Below are 25,124 nucleotides of genomic sequence, written 5' to 3'. Positions count from 1 at the left end.
GCCGTAGAACCCGCAATGAAATATTTTATCAACTCTAACTGCTTATTTCTCGATAACTTACAATGCTTTATATACATCAATAACTCCTAACAATTTAAATGTTAGGTGTCAGCCCCATTTTTTTAAATTTTATAAAACCCAATTACATGAAAAATCTAATTTTAATTCTGATTTTTTCTTTTTCTGTGTTTAATTTTTTAAGCGCTCAAAATAATGCGCCAGTAAAATACACTTTTTCTGAGGTTCAAACACCTCAAGTAATTGCAAATGACATCATTACTCAAATCTCTATCCAAAAAATGGATTGGGGAGAGTCGATGAGGTATTTGCGAGCAGCAAAGGACTCATTGCTCACGCAATGTCCTAAGCAGGCTTTAGATCTTATGGGATGGAAAGCTAATCTTGAAGTAAGAAGAATTCTTTCTGAAAAGATTTCGTCTTTGAAAAAAAATAAGCCTAAGGTTAAATCCAAAGGTAAAAAGATATCAAAGAAAAAGAAACGAAAAAAGGCACGTAGTGCTAAAAAGAAAAAGAAAAAAGAAACGAAAAGAATGCAGAAAAAGTGCGGTAAAAGCCGTCCTGGTCAGTAGTTTTTTTGTTTCGTTTAAGTAAACCACTTGAGAAGATTTAGTTTGTATTTATACGAGCTAAATAAATCTCAGGTGGTTTCCTGTGTTTGGGGCCCCTTTTTTTTGTGGGTTTTTGTACTCCTTGTTGCTGTACTCACAATTTCTTGAGCCTATATTTAAAGAATAATGCCCTTTTGGCGAAGCCGGAAGTGGAAAAATTTAGAATTATCTAACTTGTCAGCTTGAGTAGCAGCGAAGGACCTTAGGTTGCTGCTCTTTCAGCATGACAATTGGGCGCTCCGCAGGTGCCGGGAGGTTAAGCCTTATTTGTAACGTTCAACCGAGTATTCCCACGAATGGTATTCTATTTCCCGATCCTCCCGACTCAAGCGAGTGACCGCCAGCGGGGAGATTCCCACTGGTGGCCGGGGTGTTCAAAACTATGTAGACATAGCTGCAACGCTTTTGGCCGAAGCCTATTCTATAACGTTGCCACCCCGACCCTAGGAATCGAGATGGACGATTTATAGTGGTTAAGTCCGCCACTAGTCTACAAGAGGTTTTGAAAGCCCCGAAGTATCTGAGTCAGATACTCTAAGGTGAATAAACACAATCTAGGCGAGCAAGTCAAGCGCTATTGGGCGCGGGCGTGTTACTTTGCTTGTCGTGCGGCTTGGAGCTTTTTGAAATCATCACCTGCATGGTAGCTGGAGCGGGTGAGGGGGGTGCTGGACACCATCAGGAAGCCTTTGGCGCGGGCCATACGTTCATACATTTTGAACTCATCAGGCGTGACGAAACGTTCAACCGGCGCATGGCGCGGGGTAGGCTGCAGATATTGGCCAATGGTGATAAAGTCCACCTCGGCAGCGCGTAAATCATCCATCACTTGCAGCACTTCGTCTTTGCCTTCACCGAGGCCTACCATCAGGCCGGATTTGGTGAACATCAAGGGATCAATTTCTTTTGAACGCTTGAGAACGTAAAGCGAGTGGAAGTAACGGGCGGAAGGGCGGATGCGCTTATATAGGCGCGGCACGGTTTCGATATTATGGTTAAAGACGTCCGGCTTGGCGGCAAGTACACGTTCTAGTGAACCATCGGCGCTGCGGAAGAAATCTGGCGTCAGGACTTCGATTGTGGTTTTAGTTGCGACTTCGCGGGTGCGCTCAATGGTGCGGGCGAAATGTTCGGCGCCTCCATCAGGTAGATCGTCACGGTCAACGGAGGTGATGACGACATGGTGTAGGCCCATCTCTTTTACGGCGATGGCGGTATTGTCTGGCTCCATCGGGTCGAGCATGTTGGGGCGGCCGGTTTTGACGTTGCAGAAGGCGCAGGCGCGGGTGCAGGTATCGCCCATAATCATGATGGTGGCGTGCTTCTTTTCCCAGCATTCGCCGATATTGGGGCATGCCGCTTCTTCGCATACGGTATGCAAGCTTTGGCGTCGCATGAGGTCGCGTGTCTCTTTATAGCCCTTCGAAACGGGAGCCTTTACGCGAATCCAATCGGGTTTGCGTAGCTTTTTATCGTTTTTTTCCTGCAAGTTGACGACTTCTGACATAGGTTTTGTGCTTGTATTTAGTTGTGTGGGCGGTATATATAGCGCCTTTCCACCCCTAAGATAAAGAGGAATCGTATATATTATGGCACGCGTTACCGTAGAAGATTGTATTGAAAACATCCCTAACCGTTTTGAACTACTGGCCATTGCAGCCCGTCGTGCGAAGCAAATCTCATCGGGTAACCCGATTACGATTGATCGTGACAACGATAAAGATGCCGTTGTATCTTTGCGTGAGATCGCGGATAAAACGATCGATTTCGCCCCGTTGAAAGAAGAAATTATTGAGAGCTATAGCCGCTTCCAACGTCCTGACGTGATTGAAGGCGTTGAGCCTCCGAAGGAAGAAATTGAAGCACCTGCTGCTCCAATGGAAGAGCTTGAAGTTTCCGCTGATATGGAAGAAGAGTTCAAAGAAGCTGCGATGATCGGCGAAGAGCCTGAAGGCATGTCTTTCGCGGATGATGAAGTTGAAACTGACGACTAAGTCGTTTCAGACAAGATAATAAAAAAGGCGCGGTCATAATGACTGCGCCTTTTTTATTTGTGGAGAGCTGTTGCCTTTAAGTTCAAGACTCTAAGAGTCTAAGCTTTGGCTTCCTTCACCTTCTTGGCGCGCTCAGCGTAATCAACGACGATACGGTAATGGGGATCACCAGCATCATCTTCTTCAATGAAGTGGCCGGCTTTGCGTAAGAGCGTGCGGCAATCAGGACTTAGGTGTTTGAGGTGTAGTTGCGTGCCATGCTTCATGTAGCTCTCTGCGAGTGAGTCAATCACCTCTAGCGCGGAGTGATCCCATACGCGGGAGTGTTTGAAATCAATCACGACATCCGCCGGGTCTTTGTGCGGGCGGAATAAGCGGCGGAACTTGCTGACCGAAGCGAAGAAGAGCTGTCCGTGCAGGACGTAGACTTTCTTCTTTTTCGTTTCTGATTGCACATCCACATAGATAGAGCTCGCCGATTCCCATGCGAATACGAGGGCTGAGACAATGACACCCACAACAACGGCAATCGCCAAATCCGTAAAGACCGTGACGGCAGAGACGAGGATTAAGACGAAGGCATCGGATTTAGGAATCTTATGCATGATACGCAAAGAGGACCACTCGAAGGTCGCAATGACTACTACGAACATGACGCCGATCAGTGCCGCAACCGGGATCATTTCAATCCATGAAGAGGCGAAGAGGATGAAGGAGAGTAAGAATAGCGCCGCTGCGATACCAGAGAGGCGTCCGCGTGCACCGGAGTTAATGTTGATCATGCTCTGCCCAATCATTGCGCAACCGCCCATGCCACCGAAAAAGCCGGTGACGATGTTGGATGCGCCTTGCGCCATGCACTCACGGCTATTGCGGCCACGAGTCTCGGTCATTTCATCAATGAGGGTGAGGGTTAAAAGGGATTCGATGAGTCCAATCGCGGCGAGGATCATCGCATAAGGAAAGATAATATACAGCGTTTCTAGCGAGAAAGGTACACTAGGAATGGCGAAGGCAGGGAAGGTTCCCGCGATGTTAGCAAGATCGCCAACGGTGCGAGTATCGATGTTAAAGAAGATAACGACGGCGGTCGCGACACCAATTCCGGCTAGAGGCGCGGGGAATTTATTCGTAAGCTTCGGAAGCAAGTAAATGACCAACATCGTAATGGCGATCACGCCGAGCATCATGGTGAGGGAGAAGTCGTCTAGCCACACAAGATTTCCGGTTTCATCTGCTATTTTAAACTGCCCTAACTGCGCGAGGAAAATCACGATAGCCAAGCCATTTACAAAGCCCAACATAACGGGGTGGGGTACCATGCGAATGAATTTACCTAATTTAAATATCCCGGCGAGGAACTGTAATATACCCATCAGCACAACGGTGGCGAAGAGGTATTCGACGCCATGCTGTGCAACTAGGCTGACCATGACGACGGCAAGTGCGCCAGTAGCGCCAGAAATCATACCCGGACGACCGCCGAAAACAGAGGTGATGAGGCCAACGAGGAACGCGGCGTAAAGCCCGACAAGCGGTTCAACTCCGGCAATAAATGCAAAGGCCACGGCCTCAGGCACCAAAGCCAAGGCCACGGTTAAGCCCGATAGAATTTCGATTTTCGAATTTTTAAATAAAGAGCTAAGCACAGATGATTTTCCTAAGAATGAGATGAATTTGTGCGCAACCTAACGCAGTGCCAGTAGTTTGCAAGTTTTCAGCAGCAGAAGACAAATACAGCTGCCTCGAGTATGGACGGCCAAAACTAAAACTGTGAAAAGGTTGCGCAGCAGAATTGAGGCTTTCTTAAATTGGGGATATGTTCGTGAATAGGGTAAGTTGCATCGAATAAGAGTGCAGGTCTTCTTAATAAGGAGTGAGGCTCTCTAGCATCCCCTTAAAGATTTTTGGCGGAGAAATTTGCATCTAAGTCTATGTTTGTTCCAATGTTAAGCCATCCGCCTTAAGGTTAGTAAAACTGGAGGTGAACTGCTTGTTATTTATATGGATCTTGAACCTACGCAAATGGTACACTAAGAAATATCGTTGATGTAATGCACTATATCAACGAGAGAAGGCCTGTAAGAGTTGAAGGCCGCAATCGTGGAAAGGCATTTCAATGTAGTCACGATGTAGCCAGAAAGCTGATTGATCGAGCCAGTTTCTATGCAGGTAAAATCAATTATCCACAAAAGGATATTAAGAATATTGATGGTAAGCACCAACCTTTGATCGATATGCAAACTGCAATGCGTATCAAGGAACGCAAAGCGGGACGTGGGATTCGTACCCATTACAAGCAGAATGAAGAACAATATCCGCTAAAGGGCTCCATTTTGTGTGGTGAATGTGGGAAGGCGTTGACGAGTTCAGGTAAAGGTTCCGCTGGTGAAAACAAAAAACACTACATGTACTATGTTTGTAAGCAGTCAGGATGTTCTCGTCGGCACAAAGGTATTTATGTTAATACCGCGCATCAAAACTTCTCTGAATTATTGCAGCCTATGCAGCCCGATTCTTTGATACTGGAAATGGCAGAGGTTGTTATGCGTGGTGTGTGGAAAGAGCAAATAGAGAGGCTAGAGGTTCAACGAAAAGAATGGGCTAAAGAGCATCAAACATTAGAAACAGAGATTGATGGTTTTATTGATGAGATGATAGGTGAAAATAGGCAAACTAAGAATGCTCTAAAACGCCGTATTAGTGAAATGGAGGAGAATAGAGAGAAGGTAAAGGCACTGCTCGATCAAAAACCGCTGGAAGAAAGTGATTTTGATAGAGTATTAGGCAATGTATTCGATGTATTGGCTAATCCTCAGCTTGCATGGGAAGATGGAGGGCTCAAACGCAAACGTACTATTCAACGCTTAGTCTTCCCAAAGAACATATTCGTAAAAAAAGATAAAAATTTTCGAAAACCCCAAAAGGCTCTTCTATTCAGGCTTACAGAGCAAATGAGTGGTGAAAATCGGTCTTTGGTGGTGGATTAATACAAATGATCTACTAGCCATCAGTTTCCCTGTTACCCCCACATCTGCAGGGTAATTTCATAAAATTACAGGGTAAATCACAACTTTTATCTATTTTAACACCCTAAGACCCAGAGTCTTCAAGGGTTAAGAGAAAATTTCCCTAAAGATAATAACAGGGAAATACTTTTGCCGCTATTGAATCGCCTTGGCGACAGTTTCGAAGTGATCTTTTGCGGCGTCAAGTTTGCTATAGGCGCTATCACTCTCTGAAGAAGCTTACTGTGATCTCCATAATCTTCTTGTTTACGTTTGCCTTTTGCAATTCAAAATTGTGAGCGTACAATCGAAGGCTTTAAAGGTATTTTGGAAGGTCAAGATGATGATCTCCCATCTGCGCGGAACATCTCAGCGATGAACAAGCACGCGCCTATATGATTGCCGATAACAAACTCACCGAAAACGCACAGTGGGATGATGTCTTACTCGCTGAACACTTCGTTGAGTTATCAGAACTTGATCTAGACTTTGATTTAGAGATTACCGGTTTTGAGATGGGTGAGATTGATGTGCTGATTGAGGGCAATGGCGTAATTGAAGAAGAGCATGTGGAGGAACCAGTTGAAGCAGGCCATGCTGTTTCCGAATTAGGCGATATCTGGCAACTCGGCACACATCGTATTATTTGCGGCGATAGTTTGCAGGCGGATAGTTGTAGCGCGCTCATGGATGGCGCAAAGGCAAATATGGTCTTTACCGATCCGCCGTACAATGTTCCAGTCAAAGGCCATATTAGCGGCTTAGGTAAACATCAGCATCGCGAGTTCGCCATGGCGACGGGTGAAATGTCCTCGGCACAATTTACTCAATTCCTACAAGATGTCTGCGCGCAAAAGGCAGAGGCCAGTGCCGATGGCTCACTACACTATATCTGCATGGATTGGCGTCATTTGCAGGAATTATTAGCGGCAGGAGACACCATCTACTCTGAACTCAAAAACCTCTGCATTTGGGTCAAAGATAATGGCGGTATGGGCAGTTTATATCGCAGCCGCCATGAATTTGTCGCGGTTTTTAAGCATGGCAAAGCACCACATCGCAATAATGTCGAACTGGGTCGACATGGTCGCTACCGCACCAATGTATGGGAATATGCCGGGGCGAATAGTTTTGCGCGTAAAAATAATGAAGAAGGCGATTTACTCGCCTTGCACCCCACGGTCAAACCGGTGCCACTGGTAGCGGATGCGATTCTCGATTGCACCCAGCGCGGTGATATCGTGTTGGATGCATTCTTAGGCAGTGGCAGCACCCTCATTGCTGCTGAGAAAGTCGGCAGGCGATGTTACGGCATTGAGCTTGATCCTCTCTATGTCGATACTGCCATTCGTCGATGGCAGCAATGGACTGGCGATGCGGCCATCCATAGCGAATCGGGCAAAAACTTCGATCAACTTCAAGTAATTTCGGGAGGCAAAAATGAGTAATTCTAATGACGATAATAATGGTGGCGATTACGATGTTGGCTATCAAAAGCCACCCAAGCACTCGCAATTTAAACCGGGCCAATCGGGCAATTATCAGGGGCGGCCGAAAGGTAAGAAGAACGCCTCGACATTCTTAAAAGAGGCGCTGGCGGAAACCGTGACCATCAATGAGAATGGAACCAAGCGCACTATCAGTAAGCTTGAAGCAACTTTTAAGCAGCTGGTCAATATGGCTGCCAAAGGCGACTTGCGCGCGATACAGCGCTTATTGCTGTTAGTGATGGATATGGAAGCCAAAGATATGGAGCAAGGTACGTCAAAACGCGGCATTATTCCCAAGGAACAGCAAGCTCAGATTCTGGCGAATATTATCGAACGTGCCAACGATAATAAGAAGGAGCCAAGCGATGCAAATGACTGAACAAGAAATGCTCGTCCTTTTGCAGTCTGATTTTAGCAGTTTTATTCAGCAAAGCTTTGCGACGGTATCCAATGCTAAACAATATCAGCATAATTGGCATATTGATCTGATTTCCAGTAAATTAGAGCAATGCCGCAAGGGTGAGATTAAACGGCTTATTATCAATATTCCGCCGCGTAATTTAAAATCTATCTGTGCATCGGTGGCATTTCCGGCGTGGCTGCTAGGGCATAATCCGCGTACGGAAATCATCTGCGCAAGCTATGGCCAGGAGTTATCACAAAAGCATGCAATGGATACGCGTAATGTGATGCAATCACATTGGTATCATCAACTCTTCGCTACTCGGCTCGATAAACGCAAAACGGCGATTGAAGATTTTATGACTACCAAGGGCGGAGTTCGAATGGCAACTTCTGTTGGCGGCGCACTTACTGGCCGTGGCGGTGATTTTCTTATTATCGACGATCCGCTTAAACCCACCGAAGCAGTTTCAGAGGCACAGCGTAAGCATGTCAATGAATGGTATGATGGCACACTTTATTCTCGCCTTAATGATAAGGTGAATGGTTGCATCATCATTATCATGCAGCGCCTTCATGAAGATGATTTGGTGGGCCATGTGCTGGAGCAGGAAGGCTGGGAGGTGGTGAGTTTGCCAGCCATCTGCGAAACCCCTGAAGAACTTAGTTACAGCGATCTATTTGGAACACGGCATACACCTTTATCGCGAAGTCATTTTATTGGAACAAACAGATAAAGAGCGGTGTTTACAAAGCCCCAACCGAAATATCAAAATGTGAGAATCACAATATCAAATATGTAAAGCGCGCCATTGTGCAAAGATTTCTGTCGCCAAAAATTATCGAAAAGATCACATCGTCAGAAAGCAATCTTTCCAATAAAGCCATTGGTGTCGAAAGCCTATCTAACCTATCTCACTGGTGCTGGGCGAAGCAAGAGCAAGCCTTGCTAAACTAGCCTAATCGGCTCATCTCAAAATTTCAATTGATGTACTTGCTGATTACAGGCAGCATTTATGCGTAAGATCGGCTCTGGATGCTGCATACAGATAACGGAACCCTCGCAAGCCCCGCACACAGCGCGGATGACGCGTATGCATGTAAGCAACTGTAATATAATAATAAAATCATGGTGGAGCCTAGGAGAGTCGAACTCCTGACCTCCTCGCTGCCAGCGAGGCGCTCTACCAGCTGAGCTAAGGCCCCAGTCTTTTTTTCAAAAGGGGAGTCGGAAACTAACAGTGCCTCTTGAAACTGCAAGCGTTAATGTACATATATACTCTTATGACGAATGTAAAAATTATTCCCTATGAATCCCGTTACGCGCAAGATTTTGAACGCCTCAATATTGCGTGGCTTGAGAAGTATTTCTATGTGGAGGCTTATGATGCCAAGGTATTGGCGAATGCGGATGAGTACATTATCGCGGCAAAAGGTGAGATACTTTTGGCTGAACTGAGTGGTGTTATCGTTGGCGTGGTCGCATTGATGTATCATGGCGATGATTTGGAACTGACTAAAATGGCGGTGGATGAAAATTACCAAGGGCAGGGTATTGGAAAATTACTGATGCAAGCAGCACTCAAGCGCGCCAGAGAGATGAACCCTGCGAAGATATTCTTGCTAACAAGCTCAACGCTAGGGCCGGCAAACTCGCTTTACGAGAAATCTGGTTTTGTTAATGTGCCGCTACATTCAGATGATAATGACGTTTATGAACGCTGTGATCGGCGCTGGGAACTACCTTTCGAAGCATTGTCTGCTTGATTAACCTAAATCAAAATCCATAATGCCGCTCTCGCTTAGTTGGGAGGCGAGTAGGGTTTTTAATCGTTCTAGCGCTTCGGGGCTGTTGCCTTCGGCGCGGGCGATGATGGCTGCTTGGGTGTTTGAGGCGCGAGCGAGCCACCAGCCATCGGCGTTCTTGACACGTACGCCATCGACATCATCGACATCGGCGCCGGCGGCTGCCAAGCGTTCTTTAATTTCGGCGACGGCGCTGAATTTGAGAGTTTCAGTGGTCTCGATCCGAATTTCTGGCGTGTTATAAACTTCAGGCATTTCGTCCATCAGCTGTTCGAGTGGCTTATCGGAATGAGCGAGTAGGTTGATAAGGCGTACACCAGAATAGATACCATCATCATAGCCGAAATACTCATCGGCAAAGAAGATGTGTCCGCTCATTTCACCGGCGAGATGGGCTTTGGTTTCTTTCATTTTCGCTTTGACGAAGCTATGTCCGGTTTTCCACATAAGGGGCTGTCCGCCATGTTGCGCGATATCGTCGAAGAGGGTTTGGCTGGCTTTAACATCAGCAATGATGGTCGCGCCGGGATGTTTTAAAAGAACGTCGCGGCCAAAAAGAACCATCAGTTGATCGCCATAAAGGATGCGCCCCGTTTTATCGACGGCACCAATGCGGTCGCCATCGCCATCATAAGCGATACCGACATCGGCATCTTGGGCTTGCACGGTTTCGATGAGTTGCTGCATCAGGGCAGGGATGGTTGGGTCCGGGTGATGGTTGGGGAAGTTGCCGTCAATCTCTGCGTTAATCACGGTGATATCTGCTGAGAGCATTGCCGCGAGGCGTTCTGAAATTTCACCTGCTGCGCCGTTGCCAGGGTCAACGACGACTTTAATGTTTCGTGCACCTTTAGGTTTAAAGGCCGCGGCGAGGGTTTCGAGATATTCGTCTTTGCAGTCTTTGTTGATGACTGCGCCTTGTCCGATTTCGTAATCGGCTGTATTCGCGTATTTGCCGAGGGTTTCGATATGTTCGCCAAAGAAGGAGTCTTTGCCTATCATCATTTTAAAGCCGTTATGGTTGCCAGGGTTATGCGAACCGGTGACCATAATACCCGCATCTGGATTGCTATGATAAACAGAGAAATACATCAGAGGGGTAGGGCCGATGCCGTAATCATGTACGGTTGCCCCAGTGCTGATGATGCCTTCTTTTAAGGCGCCACTGAGAGCCGGGGTGCTAAGGCGCCCATCATAAGCGACATTGATGATGGGGTTTGCCTTACCTGTTTCGCGAATAATGCAAGTAGCAAAGGCTTTGCCGATGGCTAAGGCGTCGGCGTCGAAGAGAGTCTCATTGTAAATGCCGCGGATATCGCCAGCGCGTAGGATGGAGCTATGAAAATTATGCATGAGATTTCTTTTTCTTCTGTAATAGTCTGGGTACACAGATAGGTTGTAAAAGTTAACAATTATTAATAATGGCACTTGCGTAAAACGGAATAAACCTGTATAAGTCTCGCATAAAATGTAAGAAACTCAGGCCTGTTCAATAGGAGGAACTTTAATGCCAACAAAGCAGAATGCAACCATTGTACCCGTAATTCTTTCTGGAGGGATGGGGACACGCCTTTGGCCGATGTCTCGCAGCCACTATCCGAAGCAGTTTTTGAAGCTGGCTTCTGAGGATTATACGCTGATTCAGCAAACGATGTTGCGTGTAGCTGACCGTGATGTTTTCGAAGCTCCGGTATTTGTGAGTAATGAAGATCACCGTTTTCTTGTGGCTGAGAACGTTCAGGAACTTGAAATTGACGACGCAGAAATTTTGCTAGAGCCTAAAGGTCGTAATACGGCGCCAGCGCTCACGATTGCGGCGCATTATATCCGTAAAGCGCATGGTGATGATGCGGTGATGCTTGTTTTGCCATCGGATCATATTATTGATGATGTGACGGCATTCCGTGAAGCGGTGATGAAAGCGGCACAATCTGCTGTGAAAGGTAATTTGACGACCTTTGGCATTACGCCATCTCATGCCGATACGGGGTATGGTTATATTAAGTTTAGCGATAAGGAAATCTCCGAAGGCACCCACCCAGTGAGTGCTTTTGTTGAGAAGCCTGACGCGAAAACGGCTGAGAAATACCTCGCGTCGGGTGAGTATACTTGGAATAGCGGTATGTTCGCATTCCCTGTTGCTCTCTTGCTTGAAGAGATGCTGGAGCACCGTTCTGATATTGCGCAAGCGACGGCTAAAGCGTTCAATACGATACGCGAAGGTGAAGATTTTATCCATTTTGATGCTAAAGCGTTCGCAAGTATTCCTGCAGAATCTATTGATTATGCGGTGATGGAGCCAACCACGAAAGCGGCGGTTGTGCCGGTGGATTGCGGTTGGACGGATGCTGGCTCTTTCGATGCGCTATGGCGTGTTAAGGATAAAGACAAAGCCGGTAATGTCTCCGAAGGTGAAAATACGTTCCTCGACAGCAAAGATTGCTACGTCAATAGTACTGACGGCGTAAAGGTTTCGGTGCTGGGTGTGAAAGACCTTATTGTTATTTCGACAAAAGACTGTGTGATGGTTGCTGATCGCAATAATGCACAGGATGTGAAGAAGCTGGTTGATAAGCTGAAAGTCGAAGACCCTAAACTGGTGGATGAATACCGCCAAATGGCTCGCCCTTGGGGTAACTACGATAGTATCGACCATGGCGATCGCCATCAGGTGAAGCGTATTACCGTGAAGCCGGGGGCTAGCTTGTCGTTGCAGATGCATTATCACCGTGCCGAGCATTGGATTGTGGTGAAAGGTACCGCGATCGTAACGCGCGATGATACACGCAAAGTTGTTTCGGAAAACGAATCAGTTTATATTCCTTGCGGCGCTAAGCACCGTTTGGTGAACCCAGGTTCTATCCCATTAGAGTTGATTGAAGTGCAGTCAGGTTCTTATTTAGGCGAAGATGATATCGTTCGTTTTGAAGATACCTATGGACGCATGACAGAAGTTGTGTAATCTCCGCCACCGATGAACGATAAATCTTTATTCATAACAGCGCTATTGCTGCTGACAGGAGTGCTTTTGGTGGCTCCCGCTGCTGCGCAACAGGCTCAATCTGCTCAACCTGAGGCGCAAGAGGTGAAGTATAACTGTCCTTACTTACATGATGAGACTCGCCGTACGCTTGCAAAATTGACGCAAGGGAATGAAGGTTGGTTTTTCCGTCAGAGTGATATTAACGAGTATTTTGCGCTTCTGCCGCATGCGAAGGGGTATTTGAAGCGTCTGACGGAAGCTTTTGCGAATCAGGGGACAAAATTGATTTTATTGCAAGTGCCGCCTCGTCCATTTGCTTCCTATCGTTACTTTAATCGGGGGCAACCGGGGCAGCGTTCGTTCCGACTTGCTGATGGAATGCCCTATTATGAAAACTATCTCAAAGAGCTGAAGACGACGGGTGCCACGGTGATTGATCTGCTCGATGTGATGAATAAGGTGGATCCTAAAACGGGCCTCCACTTTTTCTATAAGCGTGATATGCACTGGACGCCTTTTGGTGCGAGCGCCGCAGCGCGCCGTATTGCCACCGCTTTGAAAGCAGATACTACCTATCAGAAAATTACGCCAACGGTTTATACGACAGAAGCGACCGGTGAATTGCGTATGAAGGGTAGTATTGCCATGGAAGTGGAAACACTTTGTGCGGAAGTAGTGCCAGCGGAGCCTTATCCGTCTTATCAAACCAATGCGCAGCTTAGTAAAGGTCAGGATGCACTCTTTGGTGATGTGAGTTCTGCTTCGCCAATTGTTTTGTTAGGTTCGAGCTTTAGTGCCGTATCTTGGTTTAACTTTGATGGGTTTTTATCAGAGCATACAGGGCTTGAAGTAGCGAATTTTGCGATTAGCGCCGGCAAACTCTTTAATGCGCTTGTTTCTTATACGGCCTTGCCCAAAGAAGAACGTTTAAATCCTGACTTTGTGGTGTGGGAAAACCTTGCGCATTATGACTTTAACCTCGGTGATACGATGTTCCGTCAGGCGATTCCTGCCGTTTATGGAGAGTGTAGCGCTGCGGAAGCGATTCAGACGGCAAAGGTGAATTTAGTCGGTGATAATACCGATGCAAAAGCGCTCTTCAGTTTGCCTGCGGGTCAGAAAATTAGCGGCACCGATTATTACCTTTTCTTGAAATCGAGCAATAAAGGCCTCTCTAACTTTACGTTGGAGATGGAATATGATGATGGCGATGGCGAGTGGTTTGTGCTCGACCGTAGGCAGAATTTCACGAATGCAGGTCGCTTCTTTGTCGAGCTTTCGGAGGAGATTACGTCTTCTTTGAAAAGTGTTCGATTGGTTGGCCTCCCAAGTATTAAATCAGAACTAGAAGTTCGCTTATGTCGAATTTCCAACAAAGGATAAGGAAGATAATAATGAAAACTCTCTTCTCATGGATGATAGCGGCTCTTGTGCCCTTTACGATGGCGCAGGCAAATGATGACGAATTATACGATCCAGCGCCTCCGGCTGATTCTGCCTTTGTGCGTGTGATTCATGCGGCTTCGGCAATGGATAAAGTTTCGGCAACGGTTGGTGGCATCACTTACGGTGAGTTAAGCTATCCGGCGCTTTCAAACTACCGTATTGTCAAAGGTGGTCAGCATAAAGCGACGGTGGGTACAGTTTCACAAGAGCTAACGATTGATGCAGGTGGTTACTTTACCATCGCGCTGAACGATGCAGGCGAAGTTAAGCTCATTAAAGATGAGCTGCTGAGCAATCCGGCAAAAGCACGTGTTTATTTTTATAACTTCTCCGATGCGGCGCAGGGGAGTTTATTTGCAGCCGAGCATGGGGCGGCTATCTTGGATAAAGTGAACGCAAATGAAGGTGGCTCGCGCGAAGTGAATGCGCTGAAGCTTGCATTGCAGGCGAAAGCGGGTGAAGCAGTGGTGCAAGAATTTAAAGGTGTGCAATTGAAGCGCCGTGTTGGCACGAGCTTTTTAGTCACTGGCAAAGCGGGTGCTTATAAAGCATTGATGCTTGAAAACGAGGTGGAGCGCTAGAGTAGTGAGTCACTTTAAATCATTCAAATATTTATTGATCATTCCTTTGCTATTGCTGGGCGGTGGACTGTATGTGGGTGACGCTGCGGCGATGATTCAGCAGCAGGCTGGCCCAACGAAAAAGATCAAAGCCTTCTCTCCTCCAAATTTAGATTATGCGAAAATCTGTATTTCACAAGCCCCGTTAAATGTCGTTGTGGGAGCAAAGACCTCGCACTTAAGTACCCCTAAAAGACTACACGTTGCCTTAAAGCTATTGAATGGTGGAGTGGGGGTATTCCCTGATCCGGTCCGGGCGATTCGTTTGTTGCGAGAGGTTGCAGAAACAAAAACACCTCATGCGGCACGCGCAAAAATGCAATTAGCGCGTTTGTATATTGGAGGGATTTTTTTACCGGAGAATCAGGAAATTGCACGTGCTTTAGTGAAAGAAGTTGCCCCCGGAGATCCATACCAAGCCGCGTTTTTTATGGGCCATATTCACCAAAAATTGAGTGAATATGGTAAAGCTGAAGAGTATTATAAACGTTCCGCATTGGCGGGTAACCCAATGGCTTATCTCACATTGGCGTATATGTATCGTGATGGTTTGATTGCAGGTATAGATCAAGCCCAGATTGATCAATTTATTACGCTAGCTGAAAATCGCGCGCTTGAAGAAATTGCGCAAGGTAATTGTAAAGTTGCACATGATTTTGGTAAGATTTTTTTGCGCCATAATTTGAGTTCAGATGATTACCCTGCGGGAATAAAATGGCTGGAAGCGTCGGCTGCGTCCAATAATTATTCTGCTATTAGTTACTTAGGGCTGCTTTATTTATACGGAATTCAGGTGAAGCAGGATATTGATAAAGGCATTGCCTATTACGAATTAGGCGCCAAACATAATGATGCAGAGTCGCTCTATCGTTTGGGAATTTATTGGTTGGTGAGCCAAGGTGATTTGCTTGAAAATCGCCATAAAGGTGCCGCTTATTTGGCGAGCGCTTCTCAACAAGGGCATCAGGGCGCGATTAAAAAACTCGCACATTATTATCGCGGAGATTACAAAGATACACCGCAGCCAGAAAAAGCCGTTCAACTTATGGAACGCGCTATTACGATTCCTGATATAGCCGCGGAAATTCCTTACATGCTGGCTGAAGATTATGAAATGGGTAAGGGGATTGCAAAGAACGAAAAGCGTGCTTTCGCGCTTTATGATCGTGCCGCAAAATTGAATTCCCTCGATGCATTGGTGAAGCTTGGTCATGCGTATAAGTATGGGATTGGTGTGAAACGCACTCCTATGAAATCATACCGTTTTTATCGTCAGGCGGCGTCTGCGGGTAGCCGTGAAGCGATGGTGCATCTGGTGGAAAATTATGAATGTGGTGTTGGAAGAATGCCAAGCCAGCGTTATCAGACATTTTGGAAGCATCGCGCTATTCACGAAGGTGCAGGCAAACTCCTTCGCCCTGAAGTGAAGCGCTTAATGTTGAGTAAAAAGAAGCAAGATAATATTGATGGCTTCATGTTGTTGAAGCGTCGTGTGAGTGGTTCGGATCGTGAAGCCATGGTGATGTTATCGCATTTCTATAATAATGGTATTGGTACGGCGCAAGATCGAGAACTTGCCGATAAGTGGCTGCAAGAAGCGGTTCGTGAAGGTGAAGGCGAAGCTAATGGGTATGTGGCTTTAGGTGAGGCCTATCTTGAAGAGGGAGAGATGTTTGAGTCTCAGCCGTTAAAAGCGAGGCAATATTTCGAAAGAGCGATGATGCTCGGAAACGATAATGCCGGGTATGAATTAGGAAAGTTACTTAGCGAAGGTAGTAAAGATTTTCCTGCGGATAAAGAGGCTGCGATTGTAGCTTTCTATGATGCCGTGAATCAGAATAATGACAATGCAATGCGTAAGTTGGCAGGGCTGTTCATTGAGCAGGGCAAAGAGGCGAAAGCCGTACAGCTGCTCGAAAGATCCATTGCACTTTATAATATTGATTCGATTATGGAGCTTGTCAGCTATTACCTAACGAAACCCAAAACGGATGTTCAAGCCTTTAAGAAAGCAAACTATTGGTATGAAAAAGTGGTAGATTACTATCCTTGTTCACCAAGAGAGCGTGCAAAGATTGAACGTTTAACGGCCAAAATCAATTCACATAATAGTGGCAATGTGTTGACAAGCCCTGCTGAGATTCAGAGGCAAGCAGAACAAGGTAATGTGCGGGCGATGCGGAAAATGGCTCAACGTTTTATCTATGGTGCTGCGGGGGTAGAACCTAGCCCGAAAGAGGCGTTTAGGTGGTATGTGAAAGCGGCTCAAGCCGGCGATTCAGTCTCGATGATGGAAATTGGAAATGCCTTTTCTACGGGACTTGGAATAGCGCCTTCTCAAGTGAAAGCACGCCAATGGTGGGAGCGTGCCGCTAAGGCAGGTAGTGCCAAGGCCAAGCAAATGCTCGCCGTCGATGCAAGTGTTGTCCATGATGCTCCCGTTAAGAAGCCCGGCCACTAAGCGAGCAAATGAGTTTTCTCTAGAATTGGAAATATAAGAACGGTGAGTGCGATTGAGCAATCAATTTGCAGAATGCCGTCACGAATAATCCGATCATGACAATCTGTTCAGTCGTAGAGGCTTTAGCGGCCCAGCTTTCCAAAATCGTTTCTTGGGTGTGGCCGCGCCATTGCAAATAGCGGGGGCTTAAGAAAATAACGGAAAAAGCAATGCCGAGTGTACCCAGCATAAGCGGGGTGATCTGCCATGCGAGGACATCTGTAATGGCGAACCCTTGCGAGAGGTCGAACATAGCATTGTAGAAATTGAAGGCGGTTGTGACGTCTGGCGCGCGGAAAAGTACCCAGCCCATCAAGACAAAAATGAAGGTGATGATCCACGCAATCGCGCGCGGGTAGGGGGTGCCGTTTCTGCCGCCGAGCATGCGTTCAATTGCTAAAATTCCACCGTGCCATGCACCCCATAAAATGAATGTCCAGTTAGCGCCGTGCCAGAAACCCCCAAGCAGCATTGTCAGCGAGAGGTTGATGTAAGTACGGGTTTTTCCTTTACGGTTTCCGCCCAACGGAATGTAGAGGTAGTCGCGTAGCCACGTCGAAAGCGAGATGTGCCAGCGCTGCCAAAACTCGGTGATGGATTGGCTAATGTAAGGGTGATTGAAATTGCGAATAAACCGAAAGCCCATCATGAGGCCGAGGCCAACAGCCATTTGACTGTAACCACAGAAATCAAAATAAAGCTGTCCTGAATAGGCGAGAATGCCTAGCCATGCTTCGGCAAAGCTCGGGTTGTTTTGCGCAAACATCATATCGGCAAGCGGTGCCAGTGTATCGGCGATCAGTACTTTTTTGCAAAATCCGCACATGAAGTAAATAGCACCTTCATTGAATAAGGTGAGGTTATGTTCGCGTTTCTCAAACTGATGGGCGATGTCTTTATAACGGATAACAGGACCCGCAATGAGTTGTGGGAAGAGGGCGATAAAGGCGGCGAAGTCCAAAAAGCTCGGTGCGAGATCGGCGTCGCCGCGATAAATGTCGATCAGGTAGCTGATCGCTTGGAAAATATAGAATGAAATTCCGATCGGTAGAATCACGCTCCATGCATCCCATGGGGTGCCGCCCATCGTGAGCACGAGATCGTTAAACGCATCCAGACCGAAGTTGAAATATTTGAAATAGCCAAGTACGGCCAAATCGCCGACGACGCCAATTGTCAGCCAGTATTTGGCCCGCTTTGCATTATCACTTTTCTTGGCGTGAAGGATGTATTTTGAGACCCAATAATTGAAGAAGGTAACGACGCCAAACAGGATGACAAAGTCCACGCGCCACCATGCGTAAAATAAATAACTGCCTAGTAAAATGACGAGCGAACGCCAACGATTCGGCGTGAGATAATAGACCGCTAAGAAGAGCGGTAGAAATATTGTGAGGAAAACGATAGAAGAAAAAACCATTACTTGTTCACGCCTTTCTTCTTATATTCGCGTGGAAGGTAACGTTCAGGGAATTCCCAAATGACGAATTTTGCGGTTGTTTCGCCTTTTTCTAAACGGGCGAGGAAGGTCTCCATCGGCGCAAAAGGGCCTTCGCCTTCATCGGCTAAGTTCAAGATATCCATCTGTAGGACTTGCTTTAAGAAACCTTCGAAATGCCAATCTTTTTGCGCGCTGTAAGAGGTGCCAATCAAAACGACATCGAGTGTTTCATCGCCAAACAGGCTCGCAGTTTCTGTCGAAACTGCATGGGTTTGATAGCTTTGAATGGTTTCGCTGCCGCTGCTTAAGTCGCTTGTCGGGCCTGCGAAAGAAAAACTTGGAGCAAATTCTGTGAGATCGCCTTCATAGGCTTGGGCCTCTTTAGTCGTGGTTGTGAAAGCTTTTGAAGCTAGTTCTAATGCAGGATATTCTGTGTGAATGTAAGTCGCCACTGCTTGTGCCATCGCCAGCGCGGCCTCTTGCGACCAATGTGTGTCGGTGCGCATGAAAGCGGAATCTTTCAGAGAGGCAAAAACGTGGGAGCCGTCAATGAGCGGAATGGAATGTGGCGGGGTGAGGGCGAGATGCTGTCCGGGTTGTGCTTTGCCGCCAAGTTGGTCCGCATGGAAACGTGCTTTGGAAGGGATCCACGCCATGACGGCTTTAATGTCATGAGTGTCTAACTTTTGCATCATCTGGTCAATGCGCTGATAGTTTGCTTCAATATGCGTTTGGAATTCGGGAGTGGTCTCAAATTCCTCTTTCGTGAAGAGCCAGTTATCCTTGCCAATCACCACGCCTTTAGAACCTGTCTTGAATAGGTCGTAGCGAATGCTTCCCCAAAGTTGAGTCGCCGTTTCTTTATAGGCTAACTTATCTTCGAGTTCTTTTTCGAGGTGAGAGGCTGTTTCGCCGCGAATGCTTCCCCAAAAGTTTGGTGTTTCTATCTTCCATCCTTCGGCTTGCGGAGGTAATGAGAATAAAGCTCCAAGGCTAAAGAGGAGTAAGCAGAGTAAAAAGAAAAAGGCGGAAATGTGAGTTTTTAACATCCAACATTATTCCATTTGAATTTCTTCATCGACCGGAGCGGGCTCTTTAGCTGCTTTAGCTTTGGCGGAAGATTTTGGTTTTCCTGCAAGCGCGTTATAGTCACGAATGGCAAGAACGTGCTTCTTCGCTTGTGCGCGTTTAAAGTATTTCAGTGCTTTGGTTTTGCTTCTGCTAACACCAACACCGTCGCGGTGAGCCAGCGCGAGGTAATAATCAGCATCGGGCACTTTATAGTCAGAGGCTTTACGGAGCCATTTGAGTTCTTGCGTTTTATCCTTAGCTACACCGCGTCCATGGCGATAAAGCAGGGCTAAATTGTACATCGCTTCGCTGTTGCCTCGTTTGGCTGCTTTTTGTATAAGCTCCGCGCCACGAGTGGGATTTCTATCCATCCCTAAGGCGCTGAAATGAGCCATGCCATATTGGCGAGTGCCTTCAGCACTGGTGCCAGATTCATGTGCCATGCGGAATGCCTCGACGGCGCGCGGGTGATTAATGCGTCCGCCGAATGCTCCTGAATAAGCCAAACCGATATAAAGCCAAGCCGAACCTAAGCCACCTTCAGCTGCGTCATGCAGCATTTCAAGTGCTTGTTCGGAAGTGTAACCGGGAGTGGAGTTCCAGATCGTCAGACGACCTAGTGCGAGCTTTGCCTGAGGGCTACCAAGCTCAACACCGCGTTGGAGCCATTTGATGGCGAGGTTGGCGTCAGGTTCTACGCCTTGACCATGGAAGAACATGAGGCCCAAGCGGGTTGCGGCAGAAGGTCGGCCTTTTTCAGCTTCTGATTTGAGGAGTCGGTAACCGTAGGCGTACATCTCTTTTGTTGCCGTTGGCGTCGGAGGAGTGACATCGCCGTTTGTATACATGTCCGCTAAAATAATAGCCGCATCGGCATTGCCTTGCTGCGCTGAAATTTTAAACCAGTGAGCGGCGAGTTTAAAGTTGGGTTTCTCGCCCGGCAGGCCTCGTTGTAAACGTTCAGCATATTTGAAGGCGGCAACCGCATCACCTGAGCGGGCTTGCTTGATCATCGCTGTAAGCGGGTCGACAATTTCGGCCGCATTACTCACAGAACTTACCGCTAAGAATGTTAATAATAAGCTGAATAGAAGGGTAATACGCATTATGAGTTTTCTCCGGGTTGCCAATAGAAGCAACTTGCATTGCCGCCTACATATTCATCAATGTAGGGGCGGTGACGCCATTTGGTTTCATTTTTCATAAGTAGATGAAGTCGTTTTGCTGCGAGGGTAGGTTGCTGAATATACGCTTCGGCAAAGGCCATATAATGGCGATCATGTCCTCGCAGGCGCATGTAGTCTCTATCTTGGGCAAGGTAATCTTTGCCGGGGCCGGGAATGTAGTTTTGCGCAGCATAGGGCAGGATAATGAGAGGGGCATAGGAGGCGGTGACGAAATAGTTTATAAGGGCCGCCACTGATTTCCTTTTAGAGCGTGCTTGGTAAAGTGAACCACCCAGAAACTTATCAATTTCCGCAACCGTGATGAGGCTGGACAGGGCGTGGCGCATGTACCAAGTCGCGCGAGCTCCGCGGCGGGTTTCAAGTGGAAGTGATCCATCGGCGCGCATTTCACGTAGCGCTTTTTGGAAACCGTTGCGTCCGATTTGGATCAAATGTTGATCCTTTTTATAAACACCCCATGCCATAAGAATAGAATCGGCTAAGTAGCGGTGATTATTGTGATCGACATCACCTTCAAACTTCTTATCGAGTTTCGGAATAATTGAATCAAGCCAACTTACAATGATGCGGCGTTCATCGTTGCTTAACTGATCATCAATGATGCCCAAACTAATGACGACGGGTAGCAGATAGCGTTTGAGCGCGTAGTAAGTGTCATGTTTGGTATCACTTTGAGTAAGTGCTTTTGCTTTAGCCCATTTTAGGAGACCCAATTTTAGATCCTTGGCAGCTTGTTGATCGCCGGCGAGTACCCGGCCACCTAATATCATCGTATACCAGCTAAAAGAGGCGGGGCGATTATCCGAGCCATAGCCATCTGTTGTCTTTAAGCCTTTGATCGGAGAGGGAATCTTTCCATCCCATTTCACATTTTTTGCGAGGCAATATTCTTTTGCCTTTGCATAGGCCGGGGTCTGTAATTCGGCTTTACGTTGATTTACATCAAAGGCGATATTCGTCGCCAAGCTGGGGGCCGCAACGCTGCATAGTGCGATCACTAATAAGAGGGGTTTAAGAATGGGCATCTTGTTTACTCTGTACCTGACAACTTGAAGATTTCACACGCGTTTTGAGATTCTTTTGCGCATCTCCCCGATAAAGCCCGTCTTTGCGGAAGCGGCAATCATGATGAATCCATTTTCCTTTAGGGCATTTTTCTCCCAGGAAGGCACCTTTGTTTTTAAGGTCATACTGACTGGTGAAATAGCTGTGATCGTTAAACCATTTGCCATTAAATTGCTTGGGTGCTTGGTTGATGAAACGGTTTCCACGCAAGAAGAGCGCGCTTAAGTCTTCGCCGATCACACCAGTCCCATTGGCTTCAATCTTGTTGCCGACCAAAGTCATCGCAGCAACATCGGAATAAGGATCAAGTGTGAAGTTACGACGTTTATGCGCAGGATCATTTAAAAGTTCTGAGATATAACCGCTCACGCCGCCTTGTTTGTTATGTGCGAGATTGTTGAAATAGATGCCGTTATCTTGACTGTTGCGAATACGGAGGCCCATACTTTTGTTTTTGAAGAAGCTATTACTGCTGATGAAGTTACAGCTGCTTTCAAAGACGGTTAGGCCATCTTGCCCATTGCCGAATGCGGTATTTCCGTACACAAAGGTTCCGTTGCTTAAGCGATCAATCATGAAGCCGGAGCCTTTATTATCAAACGAGAGATTGCCGATATAGCTAGAGTCATTTACTTCGCGTGAGATAATAATTCCGTGCTTCTTTTGGGCGCCATAGGCAGTGTTATAAGCGATGGTTAACCAGCGTGAGCGGTCATGTGGATCGATGCCATAAATGATATTATCTTTATATTCATTGCCGATGAGCGAGACATTATCTGCTTCATAAGAGTAAAATCCGTAATAGACATTCTCGAAGCTATTATCGACGATAATACCGTCAGGGCGTTGCGGTTCTGTGATGGTGCTCTGTTGCAGTTTTTCGGGGCCGGCAGAAAGTGAGATACCGTAAGATTTGTGGTTGCTATAGCCAATTGCGACAAATTCATTGCCGGCGAGATAGGTGTGTGAACGACTCCAGCCCGCAATGAATGGGCGGAAATCGTAACGGTCTTTATGTTGCGCAAAAGCAGGTTGTGCTTTGTTCACATCCCAACCAATCACGCTTGTTCCCGTAATATATAAGCGGCCCGCATTGACTAGGATGGCACTGGCTTGCTTGGATTGGTAGAGTTTCGATACTTCCTCACCGTCAATGACAAGCGTTGCATCTGGACCAATGAGGAGCCCGTTATTGAGGGTGTATTCCTTGCCTTTGCGTGTGATGTAACCCTCTAAACCTTGGGATTTTAGACGATCGTAAAGTAAGGGAAGGCTGGTGGTTCCGCTAGAGATATAGAGAACTTCAGGGCTGATATTTCCCGATTCAAAGTTATTGTCAGAATAGGCAATGGCGATCTTAAATTTCGTATTAATGAAGAAACTATTTTCATAATACACGCGATCCAGCGTAAAGGGAGTGAGGGCAGGTAGCTGTGCCTTTACATAATCATAATCAAACTCTAGACGCTCTGGAAAGTCCATTTCAGGGATAGTAAGTCCGAGATTTGAACTCGTTGGTGCCGCTAGTTCTAAGCCAGGTTTTTTGCTCTGCAGGAAGCTATCAAGACGTACTTCAAGTGCTTTGCTATCAATTTGGGTGGCATCTGCTGCATTGAAAATATTCTGTTTGGTTTCTTCAATAATAGGATCGACTTTATCGCCGATGAAACCGAATAAATCGGTATGTAATGAAATTTCTTTTGCGAGGCGGCGGTAATGTTTCGCACGACGAATCGCATTACTCACGCTCTTCATTAACCGGGAGGCCTCTTCAATCTTACCGGCTTTGGCCAGATGAATGGAGCGCAAGGCAATCATGGTGTCTTTTGCTTCTGCTGAGGTAATAAGCGTTGCCCACTGCGCTATAGGGAGGGCTGGTTCTGCAATAAACATCTCTGCGAGCTCAAGGCGTGCGGCTTCTTGTTGAGCAGCGGGGAGTGTTTTAATTTTTAGGTTAAGCGAAGAAAAAAAAGGCGCTTGAAGCGCCGATGTTTCCTTTTCCTTCGCAGCGGCTTTTGCTTTGCTATCAATGTAAGCTTGAATTTTTATTTTAGTCTTCGCATCTTTAATCATGCCCGCCAGCGTTCGCGCCTCTAAAAATTTCTGCTTCATTGTTAAAGCTTTGGCCGTGGCGTAATAGGCTTTATCTAGGCGGTTGCCTGCCATTAAGTTTTTATTCTCTAATAGGCTGAGCGCTGCTTGTGCGTTGCCATTTTCTGCAAGACTTTTTGCGACAGCTGTGACCGCGAGCGTTAAATTGGCAGAGTCTGAGAATTTAGTGGCGGAGAGGCGATTCTGTGCTTCTTCGAAGCGGCCATTCTCAGCGAGTGATTTAATGAAGGCTGCAAATGCTTTGCTAAGTTTAGGTGTTTCCCCTTTTTGTGCGATGTCACTCTTAAATGCTCCAATTGCATCAAGCGCCTTTTGCGCAAGCTTAGGGTTGTTGCTGTGGGCTGCATAATCAGCAGTCTCAATAAGCGCTTGAACTTTGCGGTCATCTCGGCGAGTCGATAATGCACTTCGGTAGCTTTTTTCTATCGCATCGTTAGCGCGAACTTTTTCACCGGCTTCATAATAATGAACGGCGAGTTTGCCCCAGCTATTTGCTCCGTATTTTCCATCGTCGATTCGATCCGCAATCATCGCTGCGCGCGAGAGGTTCTTTTGCTCGAATGTTTTTTTGAACCACTGATAGAGCTTCTCTTGCTGTTTGCTGTGGTCGGTAATGGCAGAAAGAGCATTAAGAGCGACGGTGAATTTATCAGACTTTAATGCCGCGGCGTGCAGCGCAATGAGTTGTGTGTTGCGTTGTTTGGTTTCTTTTTTGCCGGTAATGCGTGTTAGCTCATGAAGTTTTTTACCCCAGCTATCAGAAGGTGCACGTTGATAGTGTGCAAGCATCTGCATGAGTTCTGCGCGGTGCTTGGAAAGGGTGATGTAAGGGGTGATATCTTCTGCAAGCTCGACGCCATCCCAACTAAAGAGCAATTTATTGTCTTTGTTTTTGGTCAGCATCGCCAGTGCAATAGCGTGCAAAGCTTCACTCTTTTTACGTCGATCTTTGATGGTTAGAGCATTCTTTTTTGCAGCCTTGAGGGTCTTTAGGGCTATCTTTTTATCAATCGTTGCCGTTGTTTTTCCCGCTAGGGTGTCCGCGAATATTTTTTGATGGAGTGAGAAATCTTCGGAAAGCTTTTGTGCGCGTTGTATTAGCTTAATGTCTTTGCTTTGTTCTGCGGCGTTTAGCAGAGAGTGAAATAACTGCAATTTAGCGGCTTCATGCGTTAGGCCTTCTCCGGCGGTTTTACCCTTAGGAATAAGCTTCAAAACCTCAGTCCATTTGGCAATGGCTTGGGTTGGTTTACTTGATAAGGCTTCGGCTTCTAGCCACAAGGTTCCTGCATCACTAGCCTGTGCAGGTGTGTTTAGTAAAACCAGCAGGCAAGCAAGACCAGATAAGGGGATGCGCACGTTAAGCATGA

The 25,124-nt window shown here is 46.8% G+C and carries 19 protein-coding genes, 1 tRNA gene and 1 pseudogene; 12 read left to right on the top strand and 9 right to left on the bottom strand.

What is annotated here, in order from left to right; all coding sequences use genetic code 11:
• Positions 1-146 precede the first annotated feature (146 nt).
• On the top strand, positions 147-590 hold the full coding sequence (locus P8P30_09470; GenBank protein MDG1287772.1) for a hypothetical protein: 444 nt from the start codon (positions 147-149) through the stop codon (positions 588-590).
• A gap of 631 nt (positions 591-1,221) precedes the next feature.
• Here P8P30_09470 and lipA read toward each other — a convergent pair.
• Positions 1,222-2,121 (bottom strand): annotated as a pseudogene (gene lipA, locus P8P30_09465) (lipoyl synthase).
• 97 nt (positions 2,122-2,218) lie between these two features.
• Here lipA and rpoZ point away from each other — a divergent pair.
• The gene (gene rpoZ / locus P8P30_09460; protein ID MDG1287771.1) at positions 2,219-2,623 is read left to right on the top strand and encodes a DNA-directed RNA polymerase subunit omega; all 405 of its coding nucleotides are present in this window, start codon (positions 2,219-2,221) and stop codon (positions 2,621-2,623) included.
• Positions 2,624-2,721: 98 nt separating this feature from the next.
• Here rpoZ and P8P30_09455 read toward each other — a convergent pair whose 3' ends face one another.
• Positions 2,722-4,272 (bottom strand): SulP family inorganic anion transporter, encoded by a 1,551-nt coding sequence (locus P8P30_09455; protein ID MDG1287770.1) that lies wholly within the window; start codon positions 4,270-4,272, stop codon positions 2,722-2,724.
• A gap of 405 nt (positions 4,273-4,677) precedes the next feature.
• Between P8P30_09455 and P8P30_09450 the strand changes: the two genes are divergently transcribed.
• The 5 genes from P8P30_09450 (at position 4,678) to P8P30_09430 (ending at position 8,481) form a co-directional block, all read left to right on the top strand.
• The gene (locus P8P30_09450; protein MDG1287769.1) at positions 4,678-5,613 is read left to right on the top strand and encodes a zinc ribbon domain-containing protein; all 936 of its coding nucleotides are present in this window, start codon (positions 4,678-4,680) and stop codon (positions 5,611-5,613) included.
• Positions 5,614-6,026: 413 nt separating this feature from the next.
• Entirely contained in the window at positions 6,027-7,079 is a 1,053-nt protein-coding gene (locus P8P30_09445) for a site-specific DNA-methyltransferase (protein ID MDG1287768.1), read from the top strand.
• Positions 7,072-7,500, top strand: a complete 429-nt coding sequence (locus P8P30_09440) for a DUF5681 domain-containing protein (protein MDG1287767.1) — start codon at positions 7,072-7,074, stop codon at positions 7,498-7,500. The genes P8P30_09445 and P8P30_09440 overlap by 8 nt, the downstream gene beginning before the upstream one ends.
• A complete protein-coding gene (locus P8P30_09435) occupies positions 7,493-8,260 on the top strand; it encodes a hypothetical protein (protein ID MDG1287766.1) in 768 nt (255 codons plus the stop codon). The genes P8P30_09440 and P8P30_09435 overlap by 8 nt, the downstream gene beginning before the upstream one ends.
• A 77-nt stretch (positions 8,261-8,337) precedes the next feature.
• Entirely contained in the window at positions 8,338-8,481 is a 144-nt protein-coding gene (locus P8P30_09430; GenBank protein ID MDG1287765.1) for a hypothetical protein, read from the top strand.
• Between the two features lie 172 nt (positions 8,482-8,653).
• On the opposite strand, the gene P8P30_09425 is transcribed toward P8P30_09430, so the two are convergent.
• Positions 8,654-8,729, bottom strand: a tRNA-Ala gene (locus P8P30_09425).
• 78 nt (positions 8,730-8,807) lie between these two features.
• On the opposite strand from P8P30_09425, the gene P8P30_09420 reads away from it, so the two are divergent.
• Positions 8,808-9,290 carry a GNAT family N-acetyltransferase gene (locus tag P8P30_09420; GenBank protein ID MDG1287764.1) on the top strand — a complete coding sequence of 161 codons (483 nt, stop codon included), beginning with the start codon at positions 8,808-8,810 and terminating at the stop codon, positions 9,288-9,290.
• Here P8P30_09420 and P8P30_09415 read toward each other — a convergent pair whose 3' ends face one another.
• Positions 9,291-10,682, bottom strand: a complete 1,392-nt coding sequence (locus P8P30_09415; GenBank protein ID MDG1287763.1) for a phosphomannomutase/phosphoglucomutase — start codon at positions 10,680-10,682, stop codon at positions 9,291-9,293.
• A gap of 154 nt (positions 10,683-10,836) precedes the next feature.
• On the opposite strand from P8P30_09415, the gene P8P30_09410 reads away from it, so the two are divergent.
• From P8P30_09410 to P8P30_09395, 4 genes are read left to right on the top strand one after another with little or no spacing between them, the layout of a single operon-like run.
• Positions 10,837-12,291, top strand: coding sequence for a mannose-1-phosphate guanylyltransferase/mannose-6-phosphate isomerase (locus tag P8P30_09410; GenBank protein ID MDG1287762.1), 1,455 nt, complete (start codon positions 10,837-10,839; stop codon positions 12,289-12,291).
• 12 nt (positions 12,292-12,303) lie between these two features.
• A complete protein-coding gene (locus P8P30_09405) occupies positions 12,304-13,695 on the top strand; it encodes a hypothetical protein (protein ID MDG1287761.1) in 1,392 nt (463 codons plus the stop codon).
• 11 nt (positions 13,696-13,706) lie between these two features.
• Entirely contained in the window at positions 13,707-14,339 is a 633-nt protein-coding gene (locus P8P30_09400) for an alginate O-acetyltransferase AlgF (protein MDG1287760.1), read from the top strand.
• A gap of 4 nt (positions 14,340-14,343) precedes the next feature.
• Entirely contained in the window at positions 14,344-16,839 is a 2,496-nt protein-coding gene (locus P8P30_09395; protein ID MDG1287759.1) for a tetratricopeptide repeat protein, read from the top strand.
• Between the two features lie 19 nt (positions 16,840-16,858).
• On the opposite strand, the gene P8P30_09390 is transcribed toward P8P30_09395, so the two are convergent.
• From P8P30_09390 to P8P30_09370, 5 genes are read right to left on the bottom strand one after another with little or no spacing between them, the layout of a single operon-like run.
• A complete protein-coding gene (locus P8P30_09390) occupies positions 16,859-18,298 on the bottom strand; it encodes an MBOAT family protein (protein ID MDG1287758.1) in 1,440 nt (479 codons plus the stop codon).
• On the bottom strand, positions 18,298-19,368 hold the full coding sequence (locus tag P8P30_09385; GenBank protein ID MDG1287757.1) for a hypothetical protein: 1,071 nt from the start codon (positions 19,366-19,368) through the stop codon (positions 18,298-18,300). The genes P8P30_09390 and P8P30_09385 overlap by 1 nt, the downstream gene beginning before the upstream one ends.
• Positions 19,369-19,374: 6 nt before the next feature.
• Positions 19,375-20,442 (bottom strand): hypothetical protein, encoded by a 1,068-nt coding sequence (locus P8P30_09380; protein ID MDG1287756.1) that lies wholly within the window; start codon positions 20,440-20,442, stop codon positions 19,375-19,377.
• A gap of 53 nt (positions 20,443-20,495) precedes the next feature.
• On the bottom strand, positions 20,496-21,602 hold the full coding sequence (locus P8P30_09375; protein ID MDG1287755.1) for an alginate lyase family protein: 1,107 nt from the start codon (positions 21,600-21,602) through the stop codon (positions 20,496-20,498).
• The gene (locus tag P8P30_09370) at positions 21,589-25,122 is read right to left on the bottom strand and encodes a NosD domain-containing protein (protein MDG1287754.1); all 3,534 of its coding nucleotides are present in this window, start codon (positions 25,120-25,122) and stop codon (positions 21,589-21,591) included. Before P8P30_09370 ends, P8P30_09375 begins: the two co-directional genes overlap by 14 nt.
• Between the last annotated feature and the right edge of the window lie 2 nt (positions 25,123-25,124).

The sequence above is a fragment of the Rickettsiales bacterium genome (genome assembly GCA_029252805.1).
GTDB lineage: Bacteria > Pseudomonadota > Alphaproteobacteria > Rickettsiales > JALZUV01 > JALZUV01.
This window is presented reverse-complemented; position numbering and strand designations above follow the sequence as displayed.

Excerpts from the sequence above, each read along its gene's own strand:
- P8P30_09400 (MDG1287760.1), top strand. The coding sequence starts at position 13,707 with ATGAAAACTCTCTTCTCATGGATGATAGCGGCTCTTGTGCCCTTTACG.
- P8P30_09370 (MDG1287754.1), bottom strand. The coding sequence starts at position 25,122 with ATGCTTAACGTGCGCATCCCCTTATCTGGTCTTGCTTGCCTGCTGGTT.
- P8P30_09405 (MDG1287761.1), top strand. The coding sequence starts at position 12,304 with ATGAACGATAAATCTTTATTCATAACAGCGCTATTGCTGCTGACAGGA.
- rpoZ (MDG1287771.1), top strand. The coding sequence starts at position 2,219 with ATGGCACGCGTTACCGTAGAAGATTGTATTGAAAACATCCCTAACCGT.
- P8P30_09440 (MDG1287767.1), top strand. The coding sequence starts at position 7,072 with ATGAGTAATTCTAATGACGATAATAATGGTGGCGATTACGATGTTGGC.
- P8P30_09420 (MDG1287764.1), top strand. The coding sequence starts at position 8,808 with ATGACGAATGTAAAAATTATTCCCTATGAATCCCGTTACGCGCAAGAT.
- P8P30_09450 (MDG1287769.1), top strand. The coding sequence starts at position 4,678 with ATGCACTATATCAACGAGAGAAGGCCTGTAAGAGTTGAAGGCCGCAAT.
- P8P30_09375 (MDG1287755.1), bottom strand. The coding sequence starts at position 21,602 with ATGCCCATTCTTAAACCCCTCTTATTAGTGATCGCACTATGCAGCGTT.
- P8P30_09415 (MDG1287763.1), bottom strand. The coding sequence starts at position 10,682 with ATGCATAATTTTCATAGCTCCATCCTACGCGCTGGCGATATCCGCGGC.
- P8P30_09410 (MDG1287762.1), top strand. The coding sequence starts at position 10,837 with ATGCCAACAAAGCAGAATGCAACCATTGTACCCGTAATTCTTTCTGGA.
- P8P30_09470 (MDG1287772.1), top strand. The coding sequence starts at position 147 with ATGAAAAATCTAATTTTAATTCTGATTTTTTCTTTTTCTGTGTTTAAT.
- P8P30_09385 (MDG1287757.1), bottom strand. The coding sequence starts at position 19,368 with ATGTTAAAAACTCACATTTCCGCCTTTTTCTTTTTACTCTGCTTACTC.
- P8P30_09435 (MDG1287766.1), top strand. The coding sequence starts at position 7,493 with ATGACTGAACAAGAAATGCTCGTCCTTTTGCAGTCTGATTTTAGCAGT.
- P8P30_09390 (MDG1287758.1), bottom strand. The coding sequence starts at position 18,298 with ATGGTTTTTTCTTCTATCGTTTTCCTCACAATATTTCTACCGCTCTTC.
- P8P30_09445 (MDG1287768.1), top strand. The coding sequence starts at position 6,027 with ATGATTGCCGATAACAAACTCACCGAAAACGCACAGTGGGATGATGTC.